This is a genomic window from Sinomicrobium weinanense (assembly GCF_018863395.1).
GTDB classification, from domain to species: domain Bacteria; phylum Bacteroidota; class Bacteroidia; order Flavobacteriales; family Flavobacteriaceae; genus Sinomicrobium; species Sinomicrobium weinanense.
On record NZ_JAHKRR010000012.1, the window covers coordinates 1 to 19,789 of the forward strand.

10 protein-coding genes are annotated in these 19,789 nt (G+C 46.6%); all 10 read right to left on the reverse strand.

Features of this window, described 5'->3' with window-relative positions; translation table 11 throughout:
• Positions 1-185: 185 nt before the first annotated feature.
• Entirely contained in the window at positions 186-2,018 is a 1,833-nt protein-coding gene (locus tag KN811_RS20065) for a TauD/TfdA family dioxygenase (RefSeq protein ID WP_187964401.1), read from the reverse strand.
• A gap of 80 nt (positions 2,019-2,098) precedes the next feature.
• A complete protein-coding gene (locus KN811_RS20070; protein WP_187964402.1) occupies positions 2,099-2,707 on the reverse strand; it encodes a 4'-phosphopantetheinyl transferase family protein in 609 nt (202 codons plus the stop codon).
• A 67-nt stretch (positions 2,708-2,774) separates the two neighbouring features.
• Positions 2,775-3,779: a S41 family peptidase gene (locus KN811_RS20075; RefSeq protein WP_187964403.1), complete on the reverse strand. Its 1,005-nt coding sequence runs from the start codon at positions 3,777-3,779 to the stop codon at positions 2,775-2,777.
• Between the two features lie 3 nt (positions 3,780-3,782).
• Positions 3,783-4,550: a hypothetical protein gene (locus KN811_RS20080; RefSeq protein WP_216334978.1), complete on the reverse strand. Its 768-nt coding sequence runs from the start codon at positions 4,548-4,550 to the stop codon at positions 3,783-3,785.
• A 69-nt stretch (positions 4,551-4,619) separates the two neighbouring features.
• Positions 4,620-5,705 (reverse strand): efflux RND transporter periplasmic adaptor subunit, encoded by a 1,086-nt coding sequence (locus tag KN811_RS20085; RefSeq protein WP_187964405.1) that lies wholly within the window; start codon positions 5,703-5,705, stop codon positions 4,620-4,622.
• A gap of 59 nt (positions 5,706-5,764) precedes the next feature.
• Positions 5,765-7,012 (reverse strand): ABC transporter permease, encoded by a 1,248-nt coding sequence (locus tag KN811_RS20090; RefSeq protein WP_187964406.1) that lies wholly within the window; start codon positions 7,010-7,012, stop codon positions 5,765-5,767.
• A 36-nt stretch (positions 7,013-7,048) separates the two neighbouring features.
• Entirely contained in the window at positions 7,049-7,777 is a 729-nt protein-coding gene (locus KN811_RS20095) for a thioesterase II family protein (RefSeq protein ID WP_187964407.1), read from the reverse strand.
• 29 nt (positions 7,778-7,806) lie between these two features.
• Complete coding sequence (locus KN811_RS20100) at positions 7,807-9,483, reverse strand: cyclic peptide export ABC transporter (protein ID WP_187964408.1); 1,677 nt, start codon at positions 9,481-9,483, stop codon at positions 7,807-7,809.
• The gene (locus KN811_RS20105; RefSeq protein WP_187964409.1) at positions 9,483-13,352 is read right to left on the reverse strand and encodes a non-ribosomal peptide synthetase; all 3,870 of its coding nucleotides are present in this window, start codon (positions 13,350-13,352) and stop codon (positions 9,483-9,485) included. The genes KN811_RS20100 and KN811_RS20105 overlap by 1 nt, the downstream gene beginning before the upstream one ends.
• Positions 13,353-13,354: 2 nt before the next feature.
• Complete coding sequence (locus tag KN811_RS20110; RefSeq protein WP_187964410.1) at positions 13,355-19,789, reverse strand: amino acid adenylation domain-containing protein; 6,435 nt, start codon at positions 19,787-19,789, stop codon at positions 13,355-13,357.

Here is a 19,789-nt window from a genome sequence, read left to right on the forward strand (position 1 = left end):
AAAATGATCTACGATGAATGGGGGCAATACAAGTTTTATAAAGTCCAGGTAATTATCCAAAGCAATATCTTTTTTTGCAAAGATCGACTTTTACTTCAATTCTTCCCCAACTTTTGAGATTGATCCTTCAAAAGTCTGGTTGACCCATTCTGCCTATTTTGGGTGACACACTATGTTCGTTCTTTTTATTTTAGATCAGGATAAAGACGTTCTACTTTTTTTAAAAGGGCATCAAATTCAATCTTTAACCCAAGTTCATTCCCAATCCAATCTTTCGTACTTCTTGCCACTTCCGGATCTATAAGCTGTACCTGGGACATTACTTGCTGAGCTAAGAAATTAAGTCGGTAAGCCCGTTCAATAGCTATCATTCTGATGATAGCTCCTTCTAATGTTGCACCGCATGTAATTGTCCCGTGGTTTTGTAGAATAATACTATGATTATTTCCCAATGCTTTGGAAATTCTCTGGGCGTCCTCTGCATCAGTGACCGCTCCATTATACTGGCTATAAAGGGCATGATCTTCAAAGAACATACAGCAGTTCTGATCAAGAGGAAGGATCTTTTTATTCAATGCACTAAATAATGTACCCCATGGAGAATGGGTGTGTGCAATACAGTTTATTTCGGGATGCGCTTCGTGAATAGCGGCATGAATACAAAAACCAGCGACATTCACAGGATGATCTCCTTCTACAACATTTCCTTTTTTATCGACCATGATCAAATTATCCGGTTTTACATCTTCCGCTAAAAGCCCGAAAGGATTTACCCAGAAAAGACCGGGATTACCGGGAACCCTTAACGAAATATGCCCACTGATCCCGCCTTCATCCAACTGTTCGGATACCATCATTCTATAAGAAGCGGCCAAACGATATTTCAATTGATCATTAGGGACGGAGCCATTAGCTTTTTTTACAAAAAACTCAGCCGTATTTTGCCTGGTCTCTTTAATAACCTGGTTAGCATTTGCACCATTGGAAGCCTCTTCCAGGTGCATCGGGTCTGCCATAGCAACTAAGATCTCCCGATCTCCTTCAAACGGATTTCTACCATGCGAATACATTATGTTATCCAACATCAGTACATCCCCCTCTTCCCAGGAAAATACAAGTTCATTGTTCCGGTATACTTCCCTGATATGCTCCAAATACGATTCCGGTATGGGCGACCCATCACCAAAATAAGTATTGCGGGGTACGTTATCTATTCCATACGTATCGATCAAATATTCCTTAATTTCATTTTGCAGATTGGATACATGGAACAAATGCGCCTGATTGAACCAAACCGATTCTTCTGTATCGGGATGTTCCAGTGTTACTTGTGCCTGTTGTTTTGTACACAGGCTTCCATCTTCTTTCCATTTAAAATCAATCCCTTTTGCCTTTAATTGTTTTTCAAGCACTGAAGGGTCTTCTGTTTGAAATACATGCTGCCACGGAAGATCTAATTTATCACTATAATTTCTCACGTATAATACCCCCTTTTTACTGAACTCCTCTTTAATGGCTTGATCTATCTGCTGAAATATCAAACGGCTATCAGCTATAGGGGTTTCCCCTCCTTTCTCTGCTTCCTTTTTACAATAAAACCAGATCCTTTTTGGCCAGTTTGTCGTATATGAATGTTCGTTATGCTGAGGGATGGATTGTTCTTTCGGATACTCAGTCGAAGTGTATACCTTATCGGAAACCTTACTTCTGGGAGTAGAAGGTTCGTTATAATCTAACAACGGTAACGAGAATTGCTTTGTTACCTGTATAAAGGCTTCTTTGCTGTCCAAGTTAAACCCTCTGAACAATAATGCGTGATGTGTCTCAAATGCCTGCTGTACACTTTGTAAATTATCCCTGATCCAAGATACCAGGGGTAGCGCTTTATTCCCCTTAAACATGGGTACAGAACCGTTTGAGCAAGATAAATGTGTTAAGGTGACCGGTTTTACCTCATCCAGATTGACAGAAATGGCTGAAGTATTCATTAACCCTTTTAATGTTTTCATTGATTCCATCACAAAATGTTTTTATTTAACGTGAATACTATTTTAGCGGTTCGTAAAAGTTGACTATTTGCGTTTATTAATTACACGAACTAATACTCCTTCCGGATCACGGGTATCTGTCCCTCCCATTTTTTATTACACGCCATATGGGAGACATAATTATCGGCAAACGTCAATTGCTTCAAATACCACTTCCCGTGATCTGTTACTATTCCCCTGTCACCTGCTACACTGATGGAGGTCATTGGCAAACTCAATCCTTTTCCTATGGCTTTTGCAATGGCTTCCTTTTTTGTCCAGTAATTGTAAAACGTATCATAGTCCTCCCGGTCGTCAGTGTAGATCTTTTCATATTCCTCGGTAGTCCAACAGCTTTCGAAATGGGTTTTGTCCACGGGTTTCATCTCTTCGATGTCAATCCCGATATTAGCATCCCGTGTCAATACACAAACCACGAAATTCCCGGAATGGGATATATTAAAATCTATATTTTCGTCGAAGAAGGGTTTGCCGAACACATTGTATTTTAGTTCTGTAAGACACAATTTTCCATACCCCGTGTCCTTCAATGCGTCAAGGAGCAATAGTTTTCCCAATAAAGAACAGTGAGCGTCCCGCCAGTTCCTGTACCGAAGTATCTTTTCTTTCAAAGTGGTGGGCATTAAGTCCAGGTATTGATCAAAACATCTATTGTTCATTGGCTTCTGAATTTCAGAAAAATACACTCTCATATACTATACTTTTGTTACTTCGGGGCAACCGTATTTAATCGACCAATTCTTCGAGTTCCTTCTTTGCCCTTTCTATAATGCCGTCCTGCCCTTCAGCATTGTTTTCCATATTCATTTCCTGGTAGATATCGGGCGGGACCCCATTTTCTATATTGAAACCTTCCTTACCGTAAAAAGCATTTACTGGAACCCTGAAAAACCAGCCGTTGGGCAATTCGTTTTCATTAGGCATGCCTCCTCCACCTCCCGTGACAGTGCCGACAAGGGTTACCCCATCGAGCTGGCGCATTACCTCGGAAAAATAACTTCCGGCACTGTAAATCCCCCTGTTGGTTAAAAGCATTACCGGTTTGTTCCAGCGATATCCTGTAGGATGTACATAAATGCGCAATGGCTCTGAAAAATTGTCTTTATCTGTTTTAAACCGGACATACCCCACTTCCTTTTCAGTTGCAGTAAACCTCCCTGCCAGTTGTATGACATTGGCACTTTTACCACCGTTATTATCGCGAATATCCAGTATAAGTCCTTTTACTCCACGGTGGTCGAAGGCCTTCAGAATATCGTCTATCGGGCTAGCGCTTCTATTAAAGGAACGATAGTAAACATAGCCTATATCGTCATCGAGAATGCCATAAACAAAAACCTCCTTTTGCCAATCGACATCAACTGTCTGATCTAAATAATATTCCTCAACTATCGAAAAATCGAAATTTTCATGCTCTGGTATGGGATAATAATAATTTTCAAAAGGGGACCGGAGGACTATATGGCCATCTTTTAAGGTGTTAAGCAAATCGCGCATTACATTAAAAAGTTCCCTTTCGGTGGTGTTATCCGATAACTTCGAACGGTATTTTATACGTTCTTCTTCCCAGTTCACCTGTTTATAATCCAGATAGGGATAATGCGTGTCTATATAATTCCACAGGTAATCAAAATTTTGATAGGGGTCTGTAGTTTGTTCATCGTCGATAAGGACGCTCTCACAGGAAGCGAACAATACCAATACAACAGATAAACAGAAAAAACGATACATGGCTTACAGGTTTAAAAGTATTGAGCACAAAAGTGAATGTTTGGCCACAGTTGCCTTTCCGGAATGTTCGGTAGCATAAAAATGCCAGCCATAACCAAGTCTCAGCGCATGGGGGTTCTTCTTAAAAAAATACGTCAGGAACATTCTCGATTTGACCACCTGGAACTTATTAAAGGTAACTATACGCCCACTCCTTAATGCTGCCCCGGACAGCCCGGTATCTTCCAGGTTATATGTGCCGTCCTCCAAATACTTTTCGGGATAAGGGATGTTCCGTTCCGGGCGGATGAGATAACTGACAAACGGTAATGACAACCGATAGGACAACAATAACCGGCGATCGTTGGCCCATACCGGATAATCGAGTTGGCCACTAACGGCAAGTGAGCTTCCGAATTCGTAACTCAATTCGTTGTTCTCATAATGGAGATGCGTACGTGCATTGCCAAAAACATCGAAGGTCCCTCCAACAAACAACTCTGCTTTACCGGACGGCAGGTGCAGGGGAAAAAGCATGGTATATGCCAGGTCGAAACTGAAAACTTCTATTTTTCCCGGAGAACTTGTCCGGTTGTTCAGCGTGGAATAGCCGATATCCAATTGAAGCTGTTTTATGCGCCTATCCCTTTTTTCGTAAGCAAAGTGCCCTGAAACCCCTATCCCCCGATTGACCAGGGGGGACAAATTACGGTCCTTCGTCTTTACCAGGGAGGGGCCAAGACCGAATTCCATATATTGTTGTGCAGATATCAGGGGAGTTATAAAGGGCATAAAAAACAACAAAACGTTTAAATATATTTTTTGCATGATCTCTGTTTGCCTATTGATCCGGAGTGACCTTTATTTTTCTGTTTTATCTATGGCTCTTATTTTTTCTTCCTGCCCGATTCCGGATACTTCAATATTTATCCCGTCCGAAACTCCCAGTTCCACGTATTTCCTTTCCCCTCCCTGTTTTCCGTTCTCCAGAATGAGGTAGGGTTTATCGTTCTTGTCGAAATTAAGAATGCGTTCCTTAACGGCCAGTACACTATCTGCACGCTTGAGGATAATATGGGCATTGGCGCTGTATCCCGCCCGGATAAACCGTTCCGGGGATTGTGAGACCCTGGCCCTGATCTCGAACGACACTACCCCGTCTTCTTTTTCTCCTTCGGGGGACACAAATTCCAATGTGGCGTTAAACGCAACATCTTCCAGGGCTCCTACGTACAATAACAGCTCCATGTCTTCCTCCAGTTTACCTGCTTCCAGTTCGCCTACCTGTCCTTCGAAAAGCATGTCGTTCATATCCGCAATAGACATTATGGTACTTCCTTCATTATAGGTATTCGTTTCAATAACAAAACCTCCGACCTTTACGGGTATGGAGAGAACAACCCCCGGAATGGTAGCCCGGACCTCGGTTGCGGAATACGATTTGCCCAGAGACCCTTTTTTTACCAGCTGTAACCTTTTCTTCGCCGCTTCGAGTTTTTTCCGGGCCCGGTCATGATCAAACCTGGCGGTCTTAAGGTCGTCTTCTGCAACCACTCCTTTTTCAAAAAGCTGTTTCTGTAATTTAAACGTTCGCTCTGCACTGGCAAAATCAATCCTGGCCTGTTCGAGATCTCCGTCCGCCTCACTCAATTGCGAGAGATTGGGAACAATCGTAATCCTCGCCAACAGGTCGCCTTTCTTCACCTTATCTCCCGGTTTTACCAATATTTCCTCAACTATCCCGGAAATATCGGGTTTAACCTCAACCTTATTCCTAGGGACTATGGTTCCGGACACCACTACTTTGTCTACAATATCGGTAACAAAAGGGGATACGACGGTATAATTTTCCTTTTCGGAGGTCGATTTCGAATAGAGGAACATGCCGGTAAGCGCGATCATGATCATCACAATGGTCACCGTCAAAAATTTGAATACATTACTCATAAGCGAGAATTGTTAAAGGTTCTGATAATTAAAAACTCCTTTACTGTTATCCTTTTTTTTCATTCCACCCTCAATGCTTCTATCGGGCGCACCCTGGCCGCATTTATCGCCGGAATAAGCCCTGCCAGTACCCCGGCAATGACCAGTACCCCTATGGCAATAAAGGCAACTCTCATATTGATCTCCGGATGGGCAAAAAATTCACTCTGAACATTGTAAGTGATAAGCAAATAACTAAGCCCTTCCACAAGGGCCACGCCTACAACCAGGCCAAAATAGCCCGAAACACCTGTAATGACGACAGATTCCAAAATGATAAGGCTTACCACGGACCTGGGAGTCGCTCCCAAAGCCTTTCTAACCCCTATTTCGCGGGTACGTTCCTTGACAATGATCATCATAATATTTCCCACTCCCACTATTCCGGCTATGATAGTGCCTATGCCCACCAGCCATATAAAGAAATTTATCCCGGCAAAAAGGCTGGTGAATTTCCGCAGTTCCGAACCTGTATTGAGGGCACCTATCGCTTTTTCATCGTCAGGATGTATCTGATGCCTGCCTGATAAGAACTGCCTTATTTCTTTCTCTATCTCCACGGCCGAGACCCCGCTAACCGGGCTGAGTGCAAAGTCGGAAATGTGGTCTTTAAGCCCAAATCCCTTCTGTAGCGTTGTTACCGGGACATAAATACTTTCGGCATAACTCCTCCGGTTAGAACCGCCTCCCTCGGTATCAAAGACGCCTACCACCTGAAAAAAAATATCGTCGATCTCTATGTATTTTCCTATGGGGTCGTCATCGCCAAAATTCAGTTTTTTCACCCTGCTGCCTATTACGGCCACTTTACGGCTTTCTTCATAATCGACCACGTTAAAGAAACGGCCCCCGGTCATTATAATGGGATTAATATGCCAAAGGTCGGGATGGGTCCCTTTCAGGGTAAATTCGTTATTCTGTTCCCGGTAATTGACATTTACGGGGCCGTAAAACAGATTGGGGGCCAGGTATTTGATCTCCTGCACCTCACTTTTGAGCAACCTGTAATCCTCATTGTTAAACTGAATACTCCTTCCTTTGGGAAAGCCCTGGTAAGGAAGGCTTGTACTTTCGGACCAGACGTAAAGCGTATTCCTGGCCATGCCACTGAACATTTGAAGCACCCCGTTCTCAAGACCTGAACCTGCTCCCAGGAGCAAAACCAGCATCAATATGCCCCAAAAAACCCCAAAAGCTGTAAGGAAAGTCCGTAGTTTGTGTTTTTTAATGGTATGATAGATCTCCTCCCACTTATCCAGGTCAAACATAAAATCCGTATTGTTTTTTTAATCTTCTTTTAGCACTTATTTCCATGCCCCGTTCATTACCGGTAGACCGCTGATCTTCCGGACCATCCATTCCGCTATGTGTTGGGGGTGGTCGAAAATAAAAAAATGGTTCCCCGGAAATTGCCTGAGGTCCAGAGGGGCGGTGGTTTCCTGCTCCCAGGCCCTGGCATCTTTGGTCGTAATGCTTTCCTGTAGGCCTATAATAACACTAACCGGGATATCTATAGGGCCCTTCGGGGTATAGTTAAAGGTTTCAAGGGCCTTAAAGTCGGCCCGGAGTACCGGCTCGAAAAAATCCATCAGATCGGCATTGTCGCAAATCTCGCCGGGAAGTCCGCCAAGTTCTTTTACTTTTTCCAGGAAACGGTCCCGGGGTAACCCGTGAAGCGGTTCCCGGTTTTTTGGAGCGGCGGGGCCACTCCTGCCGGTAATGAACAAATGCGCAGGAGCAGACAAACCGTGCTCTACGATCTTTCTGGTAACGAGATAACCTACAAGGGCGCCCATACTATGCCCGTAAATTGCATATGGCCCTTTGTGCAATTCCGGGAGTATGGTGTTAAAGGCATCTTCTGCAATGGCTTCGAGGCTGGTATTTAAGTTTTCCTTTATCCTTGCCCCCCGCCCGGGATAGTCTATTGGGAACAACGCTACATGGGAAGGGAAAACGGTTTGCAATACCCTATAGGAATATTTACTTCCTCCTGCATAAGGAAAACAGATAATTTTAAATGTATTCATCATATCATCTTTTTATTTTACAAGAACCTGGCTTACCTGGGCATTGCAGATATCTGGCTTTTGGTTGCAAGGTTGATCTTTGTATCGTGGGATATTTTCCCGTAATCGAACTTCAATAGCCTGTCGCAATGGTGAAAATAGTGATCATCGTGCGTCACGGCTATCACTGTTTTACCCATTGCCTTGAGCCTGGCCAGTATTACTTCATAAAAATAGGCTCGGAATACAGGGTCCTGTTCTGCGGCCCATTCGTCGAGAACAATGAGCTCCCTGTTCTCCATCAGGGCATAGATCATGGCCAGCCGCTTGCCTTGCCCTTTGGACAGGGCCGTGGAGATATTGCCTTGTTCTTTATTGATTTGCAAGATCTCCTGAAGTTTCATCATCTGTACATATTCCATCAATTCTCCATTTTCTTCCTGGATATCGAAAGCGTTATAATTTTCTTCGAAGAGGTAATTATTCGTGAATATTGCCGAGAACTGATTGCTGTATTCTGCAAATGTGTCCTCGGAGATCCTGTGTTCATTAAAGTAAATAGCCCCGTCACTTATGGTATAGAGGCCGGTAAGCAGGTTTACAAAAGTACTTTTGCCGCTGCCGTTACCTCCCGTGATAAAGATGGTCTCCCCCCCTGTGATCTCAAGGTCTATGGGGCCCAGTTTAAAGGTTTTGTTCTGGTTCTCATCAAAATATTCAAAGACGATCTGTTCAAAGCGAAGGCTTTTAAAATGTTTATCCAGTACATGCGAACTGCTATCCAGCAACCGGATATTTTCACCGGCCCTGATGTCTTTTTCCAGTTTTTCTATCCGGTCTACCGCGATATGAATGTTATTGATATGGGTAACAATCCCTACCAGGGCCGAAAGCGGCCCCATAAGGTAAAGGACAACCACGATAAAAGGAACCACTTCTGCGGCCCCTATTTCTGTTATCCTGGGCAGTACAAAGATCACCAGCCCCAGGGCGATGTACCAGCTATAACGGCCAATGAGTTCGTTGTCGAGATATTGCATTGCAGCCCTCTTGCCCAGGCTTTTGGCGGTAATCCTGTTCACCTTCAGGAATTTTCCGAAAAGGGTATTATTCCTGGTAATACTCATTTTTATCTCCTTAAACCCGTTCAGGAGGTCTTGCAGGTACTTGTAATAACTATCCTGAAGGTCGCGCACCTTATTGATATCTTTCCTGATCCGGTTATTGCGAAGTACATAAAAGGCCAATACTCCTATCATAATCCCGATCATGGCAAGGCCGCCAAGGGGAGAAACCCAGCACATATAGGCCAGCGCACACAAAATAACGACCACAGAATTGATGATAATAACGAGTACTTCGGGCGCTATACTTAATACACGAACATCATTTATGGCCGTATACACTCGCTGCGAACCCAGTTTCTGAAAATCAAAATAAGCGGTAACACGCAGTTTTTCCAGTAGATTGAGCTCATAATCGTAAAGTATGTCCTGGGTGAGCTTTACGATATAGGACTGGAATATCTTGGTAGATACTATGGAAATAAGTAACAGGCCCGAAAAGATCGCCCAGTCGTATTCCGGGAATAAGGGTATGGGTTCCCCTGAAATGGTTTTGTTGACAAACAGCAACAAAAAACTGTAGGTTACACTGTTGATGATCCCGAGGAGCAACAGGGCCGTGTAGAAAAACCTGGAACGGGTATGGAATACTTTTAACAAATACATTATCCTATACTATTGGGATTATTAATTAATTCTTCTCTTTTATCGACAATTGTTTCAGACACCATGGCTTCAAGACCATACTTAAAAGCCTCTGCCAGGCGCTGTACGGTTTCCTTTCGATATTGCTTATCGCTGTATTCTATACGCAGGGTAAGTTCTTTATTTTCCACGAAAGCCGTCACATAGAAATCGTAATTATGCCTGAATTCGAACGGGTTTTGAGTCGGCCCGACCGGTTCCTGTGCAAAATCAAGGGAAAAGCGGTCTACATCCTCGTCAAATTGTCCAAAGTAATTAAAGCACAGCCGGGGCTTCAGGTTTTCGGTATGCAAAAGACCGTCCTTATTCAGGTATTTCAGCAGGCCGTATCCTATGCCCCTGGACGGTACTTCCCGGAGCTGTTCCCTGGTCTCCCTAACCTGTTCCCTGAGATCATCTGCGCTCCATGAAAGTACTACCGGGTAAGTGGTGGTAAAGTATCCCACCGTGCGGGTGAGATTGATATTTTCAACGATCTCCTCACGTCCATGCCCTTCCAGTTCCAGTAAAACGGGAGTTATTGAAAATGTATCTCTCACCGCGAGGGCAAGGGCAGTGATCAAAAGGTCGTTGACTTCTGCTTTCCATTGTTTGCCCGTTTCGTAGAACAGGTGACGCGTTTTTTGCCGTTCTACCTTAACAATGCATTTTTCCCCGTCTTTGACCAATAAACCCTCTGCCTCGTAATCTCTCGGGATGGCGGGAATATCCAGCCGGGATATACGCTGCCAGTACGGCAATTCACTGTTTATAAACCCGGGGCTGTTGGCATGATCTACCAGGGTTTCGGCCCAGTGTTTAAAGGCGGTGGTTTTGGGAGGCAGTTGAAACGTACTTCCGGAAGTATATTGCCGGCAGAGGGTTTCTATGTCTTCAAAGAGAATACGCCAGGAAACCACGTCCATGACCAGGTGATGGATCACTACAAGCAAGCGGTCCCCATCGGGCACACGGAACAGGCCGAGTTTCATCAGGGGCCCGGTAGTGAGATCGAGGCTTTGTTGTATTTTATACGCCTCTTGCTGAAGGGCTTCGTAAGGGGCATCGAGTGCCCTTAAGTCGTGTTTTTCACAATAAAAAGGAAAATCCACAGTGTGGTTATACTGCTCTATCCCTTCGCCGTTGTACCGGAAGGTCATCCTCAGGGCATCGTGATGTTCCTGTAGTTTTTCAAAAACCTCCCTTACCATATTTTCGTCAAAGCCAGAGGCCGACCTGAACATCAGGGCAAAGTTAAAGTGGTCCCTGAACTTCTTTTCTTCCGAAAAAAATTCCCGCTGTATCGGGGTCAGGGGAACTATTCCCGTAACCGCCTCCCGGCTGTTATGTTCTTTAGTTTTCCGGATACGCCCGGCAAGCTCTCTGACGGTGTTGTGGCGTAGAATATCCTTTACCTGAACCTGCCAGCCCATCCTGTGAAGTTGCGAAGAGACCTGTATGGCTTTGACAGAGTCCCCCCCTATCGTAAAAAAATCATCGTTAACACTTATCCTGTCATGTCCCAGGACCTCTGCCCATACCCCGGCAATTACAACTTCCATTTCATTTTCTGGGGCTTCGTAAATTTCCCCGGGACCGGACCTTGATCTTTCCAGGGCTCTGGTATCTATCTTTCCATTAGGGGTCAACGGAAAGTTTTTTAGCTGTACAAAGAGAGCAGGGACCTTATATTCCGGAAGCTGTTCCAGCAAAAAGGCCCGGAGAAGTTCCCTGTCCAGTACTTTCGCTGCCTTATAGTAAGCTGCGAGCGAACTGCTTCCTTCCTTATCTTTTATGGCTGCGACAAAGACCTCATCCATTTCGGGGTATTCCCGCAGCATATTTTCAATTTCCCCTGTTTCTACCCGGTTCCCCCTTATCTTCACCTGGTCATCGTTGCGGCCCAGGTACTGAAGTTCCCCGTTGGGGAGCCACTGCCCCGTATCCCCGGTAAGGTAGAGCCTGTCTCCATCCATAAAGGGGTTATCTATAAATTTTTGGGCGGTCAGTTCCTTTTGCTTCCGGTATCCCTGCGCCACCCCTGCCCCGCCTACGGCTATTTCGCCGGTCATTCCCAAAGGCAACAGGCGATGTTCGGCATCCAACAGGTAAACCGAAGTATTGGCAATGGGCCTTCCTATGGTGATATCCTGCGGATGTTTTATATGTTTTACCGTACAGCCCACGGTAGTTTCGGTAGGGCCGTACTCATTATAGATATGCAGTTGATCATTCAGCCGTTGTAAGAGTTCTACCTGGGAAGGGTTTAACGCCTCCCCGCCGGTGATGACCGTTTTTACGTTGGTGTATTCCAGTCCTGTATATTTCATCAAACTGATATGCGAAGGGGTCAGCTTTACTGTATTAACCGGGGTTTCGGGGTTAAAGATATCGCGAAGAATATCGGTTATCTCCGTTTCTTCATCGTATATATAAAGGCAGTCCCCCCTTGAAAGTGTGGTGAAAATACAGGTAATGGTCAGGTCGAAGGAAACAGGAGTGAACAACGGGAAATCATATCGATCCTGCCCGTTAAAGTAATAAGTGTTGGCCCAGGCGACATAATGGTGAAAATTATCCAACCCAACTTCCACCCCCTTTGGTTTCCCGGTAGACCCCGAAGTGTAGATCACATAGGCGAAGTCTGAAGGAGCGCCTTCTGTAGCCATATTGGTGGTTTCTTCTTCCGATAAGGATATCTTTTCCAGGTCCGCAATGGGAGTTGAAGAAACATCTGTCCACTCTTCCCCGGCGATCATCAGATCTGCACCGGCATCTTCCAGGACTTGCTTCACATATGCCCTGGGGCTGTTTGCAGCGATAGGCAGGAAAGCTGCCCCGGTCTTGAGGATACCGAGCAATGCTACAATCAAATACGGGGACCTGGGCATCAGAACGGCTATACATTGCCCGGGGCCTACATTGTGTTCTCTTTTCAGGTACCCTGCAAGCTGGTTGGCCTTTTCGTTCAGTTCTCCGTAATGCATTACCGTATCTTTAAAGACCAGGGCCCCGGACCCGGGAGAAAGGGTCGACAGTTTTTCAAAAAGATCCACAAAAGCATGGGGCTTTCCCGAAGCCCAACGAGGCATTACAGGGCTTAAACCGTCGAGTAACAGTTGTTTTTCCTCATCCCCAAGAATATCTATCGCACCTACAGGTGTTTCCACCTCCCCAAAGGAGGAAAAAAGTTTCTTGCAATGTCCCGGTATCCTGTTCACAAAATCCGGGTCGAAATAAGATCGGTTATAACAAAGTGTTATGTCTATGGCCTCTCCCTGCCGGGTGACGGTAAAAGCCATGTCGGGCAGGCCTTTTTTGGGCATTTCCGTGTGCAATCCATCGAAGGACAGGGCAACATTGGTACGGTAAGGCACAACACCGCTAACCGGGAGCAGGTCTAGGGGAAAATTCTGGTACCGGTATGCCCCGGAGAGTACTTCTTTGAACCGGTTGAGATGGTCCTTTACCGATAATGAAGGACATATCTGTATACACAAGGGGACTTCATTGCAAAATACTTCTCCGTTGAAAGCGGCTTTGAACAAGGGGGTCCATACCGTAACACAGTCCCGGCCGGTGTACCTGCCAAGCAAAATACTCCACCCCAACCCAAGGATGGTAAGGAGGCCAACATCATTGCCTTTGGACAATTTTATGAGTTTCCGGGCTGTGGGGTCTCCCAGCGTGAATATAAGTTCGCCCCGTTCCTCCCCTGAAAACAGCCTCGGGGTATGATACTGGCAGAAAACGAAGCCTTCCTCGAATTGCGGCAAAAATTGCTGCCAGAATTCAAAATACGGAAGGTAATGGCTTCCTGTAAAACGTATTTTATCTATTGTTCTCCCCATTCTTAAAATTCAAAATCAAAAGATCCTTCTATGCTTTTTTCTGTATCGGCCCCGATAAATACATCCTGTTCCCCAAGACCGATATCTGCTATTTTGGTGTCACTGCAATGGCATACAGCTTTCAGGAGGGTTTCCATTCGCTCTGCCATAGCTGCTATCGTCCCTTCCCTGAAAAGATCGGTGTTGTATTCCAGGAGCAGCCTTATATTTCCATTGTCTTCAAAAAACCGGTAAGACAGGTCGTATTTGCTGACCTTATTATCCGTTTTGTAGCCTGTAATGCTCAATGGCCCCTCTTCCTGGCGTAAGTTGCGTGTATCTGTGTTCTGGTATTCTACCATTACATCAAATAAAGGGTTCCTGCTCTTGTCCCTGGGCACCTGGAGGTCATCCACCAACTTGTCAAAAGGATATTCCTGGTGTTCAAAAGCCTCCATCAATATGCTTTTGGCCCGGGCAATAAGTGCCTTAAACGAGGTTTCGCCAGTAAACTGCATCCGTAACGGAAGCGTATTGACATAGAAGCCCAGTTGATCCTCGAGTTGATGATGCCCCCTCCCGGATACCAGTATCCCGACAATAATATCATCCTGCCCGGTACAGCGGTGCAAAAGGGCATTGACCGCGGCTGTAAACAGCATGTGGAGGCTCGCTTCATTTTCTCCTGCAAGTTGCTTCAAACCACTGGTGACCTCGTCGGAAAAGCGCCATTCGTGAACATTTCCGTTAAAGGTCCTGGTCAACGGCCTGTTGAAATCAACGGGAAGTTCAAGCCTGAGGAGTTCTCCGCCGAACTTGCCGGTCCAGTAATCCCGGTGTTGTTTCGAATATTCTCCGGCCAACCTGCTGTTATGCCAATGGGCATAGTCTTTATACTGTATGTCGAGAGCGGGGAGTTCCGGTTGCCGGTTATTTTGAAATGCCTCATAACATTGCATAAGTTCGTTGACCATGATCCCCAGGGACCAGGCATCGGAAACAATATGGTGTATGGTAAGCAGCAAAAGGTGATTTTCCCTTTCCAGGTGAATGAGTTTTACCCGCAACAGGGGGCCGTTTTCCAGGTCAAAGGGACAAACCACTTCTGCATTGGCATAGTTGGCTGCCTGGACATCCCTGTCTGCTTCTTCCGACAGGTCTATGTGATCTGCCTTAAAAGTGGTTTCATCGCTTTCCATCACTTTCTGATATGGCCTGCCCTCGTGTATAACAAAGACGGTACGAAGTATCTCATGCCGATCGACAAGCAGGCGGAAGGCTTCAACCAGGGCGTCGACATGGAGTGCTCCTCTGAGCTCAAGGGCCAAAGGGATATTATAGGTAGTTTGTTTTTCTTCGGACTGGTGTGCGAGCCACAGCCGTTTTTGAGCGTGAGAGAGTTCGTAATATTCGCTTTGAGGTGCCCGATCTATAGCATTGGATCGCCGGACGGAAGCATCTATAACAGCCGCAAGGGTACTGATAGTAGGATGTATGAACATGGTACGGAGATCCAGCTGTACCCCAAATTTGCGGTGTATCCAGGACAGCACCCTCATCGCCGTAAGGGAGTGGCCTCCAATACTGAAAAAATCGTCGTCAGTACCTGGATTGTCCACTTGCAGGATGGCTTTCCAGATGGCGCCCAGTTTTTTTTCGGTCGCTGTTACGGGCGCCTTATAATCGTCCTCCCTCATCCCGGAAAGCTCGGGTTCGGGCAATGCCTTGTAATCGATCTTGCCATTGGCATTCAGGGGTAAGTTATCCATCTGGACGAAATAAGACGGGATCATATAATCCGGCAGAAAGCCTCCCATGTATTTCCGGAGATCGGTGGCCCCTATGTCCGATTTTGCAGTATAATAGGCAGTTAGGAAGATATTATTCCTTTCTCCTTTGGCGACGACTACGGCTTCTTTCACCTCACTATGCCCGGCCAGTGTGGTATTGACCTCTCCGATCTCCACCCGGAACCCCCTGATCTTTACCTGGTGGTCTTTTCTGCCCAGGAATTCCATTTGCCAATCCGGCGACATACATCCCAAGTCGCCTGTCCTGTACATCATTCCCCCTAGCTCTTTCCGGAAAGGGTCCTTTACAAAGGCATTGGCGGTCTTTTCGGGATCATTGGCATATCCGCGCGCCACACCGATACCTCCTATGAACAATTCTCCGCGGACGCCCTGGGGCACAGGGTTGAGGTATTCATCGAGTATATAGAAAAAGTTATTGGCTAAAGGACGGCCATATGGGATACTCGACCAGTGCCGGTGCTTACCTTCTACCGGGTAAAAGTTAGACCACACGGTCCCTTCAGTGGCCCCGCCCAGGCTGATCACCCGGGTTTCGGGGAAAAACTTCCTGATCCGGTCGGGAAGGTCTACGGGTATCCAGTCACCACTCATAAATACGACCTTCAGATCGTGTTGCAGGTAATTTTCACCAGCATCCTCTAAGCCGGTGATGAGGTGGTTCATTGTGGTAGGAACAGAATCCCAGAAGGTGATGCGGTGCTCCTGCATCATCTTTTTAAGCAAGTGTACGTCCCGGACTTCTTCCTGTGTAGCCATGATCACTGCCCCACCGGCGGCCAGGGTTCCGAAGATGTCATATACAGACAGGTCAAAACACATGGAGGTGATAAAAAGCTGCCTGTCGTCGTATCCTATATCATAGGTATTGTTTACCCAGGTTATCAGGTTAACGGCAGAACGGTGTTCGATCATCACGCCCTTGGGCCGCCCCGTGGACCCGGAGGTGTAAATGGTATAGGCCAGGTCGGTGACTGACTTGGGCAGGTCAAGATCAGTGGCTTCATAGGTATCGAAACACCCAGGCTCCATTAAAATATGAAGGATGTCATCCGAAAGCTCCTCCATGACCTCATAGTACCGGTCGGACAACAGTACTTTTACTTTGGAATTATCACAAATATACAGTTGACGGTCTGCCGGGTATGAAGGGTCTATAGGGACATAGGCCCCTCCTGCCTTTAATATTCCGAACATCCCTACGATCATGCTTACATTCCTGTCGGTCATAATAGCGATATTATCACCATTTGAAACCCCGCGATCCAGGAGGAAACGGGCAAGGCGGTTTGCCCGGGCATTGAGCTGTCCATAGGTCAGGGTATCTTCTCCCTGTACCACGGCGATATGATCCGGGATTACAGCGGCCCGTTCTTCAAACAAGCGATGCATGGTCTTATCTTCCGGGAAAGGGGTCAATGTATTGTTCCAGTCATAAACGAGCTGTTCCTTTTCGGCCTTGTCCAGGTAATCTACCGAGGCAATGGCAGCAGTTTCGTCTGCTACCATGTTCTTCATCATTTTTTCCAGGTGGCCGGCCATCCTTGCCATACGGGCTTCCTCAAAAATATCGGTATTGTATTCCAGGTTGAGGTACAGGCCTTCTTCCAGCCTGTAAAAATTGAGCTGCATATCGTATTTACTCACTGTAACCCCGGGTTCTGACCTCTGCACTTCCAGCCCTTCCGGAAGCCGGACCGTTTCGTGTTCCAGCCCGGTATTATGGAGTATGACCGCTACGTCAAAAAGCGGGGACCTGCTTAGTTCCCTGGCAACCCCTACATCCTCTACCAGGCGGTCAAAAGGATAGACCTGGTGTTCATATGCTCCAAGAGTGGTTTCCTTTACCTTTTCGAGCAGGTCCTTAAATCTGTCAGCACCTTCAAAGGTCGTTCTCAACGCCAGCAGGTTCACGTAGAACCCTATCTGGTTTTCCAGGTCTTTATGGATACGCCCTGCCGAAGGTGTTCCCAGTATAATATCATTTTGCCCGGTATACCGGTAGAAAAGGGCATAAATTGCGGTAAGTATGGCCATATGCAGGCTGGCCCCGTTCAGGCTCGCCCACGCTTCCACTTCACGCGTACGGGCATTATTGAACGTATGTTCAAAACTGGCCCCGTTATAGGTCTTAACAGCAGGCCTGGGATTATCTGCGGGCAGTTCGAGTACGGGAAGTTTACCCTGTAATTTTGTCAACCAGTACCGGCGGTGTTTCTCCAGTGCTTCCCCCTGAAGTTCCATCCGTTGCCAGGCGGCATAATCCTTATATTGTATCCTTAACGGTTCTACCTTGTAAGTTTCTCCGGAACAAAAGGCCTTGTAAGCAGCCAGAATATCCCGGATCAGTACTTCTACAGACCAGCCGTCGGAAATAATATGATGCATGTTAAAAACCAGCGTATAGGCATCTTCCGAAAGTTGTAAAAGCCTTGCCCGAAGCAGCGGCCCGGATTGCAGATCGAAATCGGCCAGGGCTTCTTTATCTGCTATTTCACGAGCCGCCCCCCGGGGGTCATCTTCCTTCCTCAGGTCGGTATATTCCAGATCAAAACCGGCTTCTTCTGCGGTATGGACATATTGTTTAAGGTGCCCGTCCCCGGCGCTGAATGTGGTGCGCAATATCTCATGCCGTTCAATAGCGCTGTTAAACGAACGGCGCAAGGCTTCTTTGTTCAGCCTTCCCCTGAAATGAAATATCCCGGGCATATTGTAGGCCGAGATGTCGCCTTCAAATTGTGTAAGTACCCATAGCCTCCTTTGTCCGTCGGAAACTTCGTATTCGGACTGTTTCCCGATCGGGGGGATGTCTTTTCCATTTTCCTTCTCCCCGGTGCCGATCAGCAGGGCCAATTCCCCGAGAACAGGGTGTTGAAAAACATCCCGGATAGAAAGGGTCATTCCAAAGATCTTATAGATCCTGGCTACCAGCTGGGTAGCTTTGAGCGAGGTTCCCCCCATTTCAAAAAAGGAGGCTTTTCTCCCTATCTTATCACGTTGAAGCACTTCCTGCCAGATCTTGTCCAGTTCTTTTTCGACAGGAGACACCGGCGCTTCGTATATGGTATTGCGAAACAATATCTCTTCCGGTTGGGGAAGGGCCTTTTTGTTTATCTTTCCGTTAGTATTCAGGGGGAGGTGTTCCAGGTGTACAAAATAAGCAGGGATCATATAATCGTTCAGCTTGGCCCTTAGTGCCGCTTTTATGCCGCGGCTTTCCCGTGGTTTTCCCATGTAGTAGCAGACCAGGTCACTAAGATCATCGGAATGCCTGCGCGCCGTGACATAGGCTTCGTCAATTCCGTCCAGTTCCAGTACCGCTTTTTTTACCTCTCCAGGTTCTATACGTATGCCATTTATCTTTACCTGCTCGTCTATTCTTCCCAGTATTTCTACATTCCTGTCTTTGAGATACCTTCCGAGGTCGCCTGTCTTATAGATGATATCCTTAAAATCCTTTGCCAGCGGATTTTGTACAAAAACCTGGTCTGTAAGCTCCGGGTTGTTATAATATCCCCTGGTCATGTAGGGAGTACGGATATATACCTCGCCTGTTTCACCTATCCGGCAGATCTCGTTGTTCTTGTTAAGGATGGCTATAAAAGTGTTGGCAATAGGCTGCCCCGCATGAATACTTCCCGAAGGGGACGAAGGCACTTCCTTTATACGGTGAAAGGTTTTTATCATGGTAGTTTCGGAAGGGCCGTACAGGTTAACGATCTCCACATGATCGCCGCAGGCTTTTTGCCAGTTGCTAATGTCTTTGGCAAAAAGGGGCTCTCCTGAAAGTAAAAAATACCGGAGATTATCGAAGCGTTTGGACGCAGGTTGACGGGAGAGTTCTTTGGTAAGCATCCGGAACAGCGAAGGCACCGCATGCACAAGGGTGATCCCCGACTTTTCCAGCCAGTCGGCAAGCAGGGCGCTATTCTCCCTGACTTCCTGCGGCGGAATACAAAGGGTGGCCCCGGCGCAGAGAGGTACAAAGATATCCCTCAGGGAAGCATCGAAGGTAAAATGCGTCAGCTGGCTGACCCTGTGACCTTCACCTATGGAAAATTCTTCCATTTCCCATTGGATGAAATGCCGGAGGCTTTTATGAACCCCGAGAATTGATTTGGGCCTGCCTGTAGAGCCGGAAGTATAAAAGATGTAACAACTGTCATCGGGCTGGAGGTCCACTTCACTGAACGGAGCTTCGGGCAGTCCGGTTTCAATGAACTCTCCTGCGCTATACCTTAACAGTACCGGGCCATTCCCGCCGAGTACGACAAGATGACGGGCTTCGGGATTGTGTACTCTTATGAGTTCCCGGACTTCCGAAAGTTTTTCTTCTGAAGTAATTACGGTCTTACACGGGGTCTGTTCAAATAACTGTTCCATTCTCCCTTCCGAGAAGTTGGTATCTATAGGTACATAGATCCCTCCGGACCTTAACACCGCTAACAGCGAGGTAACAAGATCAATACCCGAGGGTAACATAACGCCTGTAAGCCCGCCTTTTTCCACCCCGGCAGCCTGAAGCACCCCGGCAAGCCGGTACGACCTTTCTTTAAGTTCTTCATAGCTTATAGTGCGATCGCCAAAGACTATAGCTGTTCGCGAAAGCTGTTTGCCAGCGATAATGTCGAAATCCTTATAGATCAT

Excerpts from the sequence above, each read along its gene's own strand:
- KN811_RS20065 (WP_187964401.1), bottom strand. The coding sequence starts at position 2,018 with ATGGAATCAATGAAAACATTAAAAGGGTTAATGAATACTTCAGCCATT.
- KN811_RS20070 (WP_187964402.1), bottom strand. The coding sequence starts at position 2,707 with ATGAACAATAGATGTTTTGATCAATACCTGGACTTAATGCCCACCACT.
- KN811_RS20075 (WP_187964403.1), bottom strand. The coding sequence starts at position 3,779 with ATGTATCGTTTTTTCTGTTTATCTGTTGTATTGGTATTGTTCGCTTCC.
- KN811_RS20080 (WP_216334978.1), bottom strand. The coding sequence starts at position 4,550 with ATGCCCTTTATAACTCCCCTGATATCTGCACAACAATATATGGAATTC.
- KN811_RS20085 (WP_187964405.1), bottom strand. The coding sequence starts at position 5,705 with ATGAGTAATGTATTCAAATTTTTGACGGTGACCATTGTGATGATCATG.
- KN811_RS20090 (WP_187964406.1), bottom strand. The coding sequence starts at position 7,012 with ATGTTTGACCTGGATAAGTGGGAGGAGATCTATCATACCATTAAAAAA.
- KN811_RS20095 (WP_187964407.1), bottom strand. The coding sequence starts at position 7,777 with ATGATGAATACATTTAAAATTATCTGTTTTCCTTATGCAGGAGGAAGT.
- KN811_RS20100 (WP_187964408.1), bottom strand. The coding sequence starts at position 9,483 with ATGTATTTGTTAAAAGTATTCCATACCCGTTCCAGGTTTTTCTACACG.
- KN811_RS20105 (WP_187964409.1), bottom strand. The coding sequence starts at position 13,352 with ATGGGGAGAACAATAGATAAAATACGTTTTACAGGAAGCCATTACCTT.
- KN811_RS20110 (WP_187964410.1), bottom strand. The coding sequence starts at position 19,789 with ATGATCTATAAGGATTTCGACATTATCGCTGGCAAACAGCTTTCGCGA.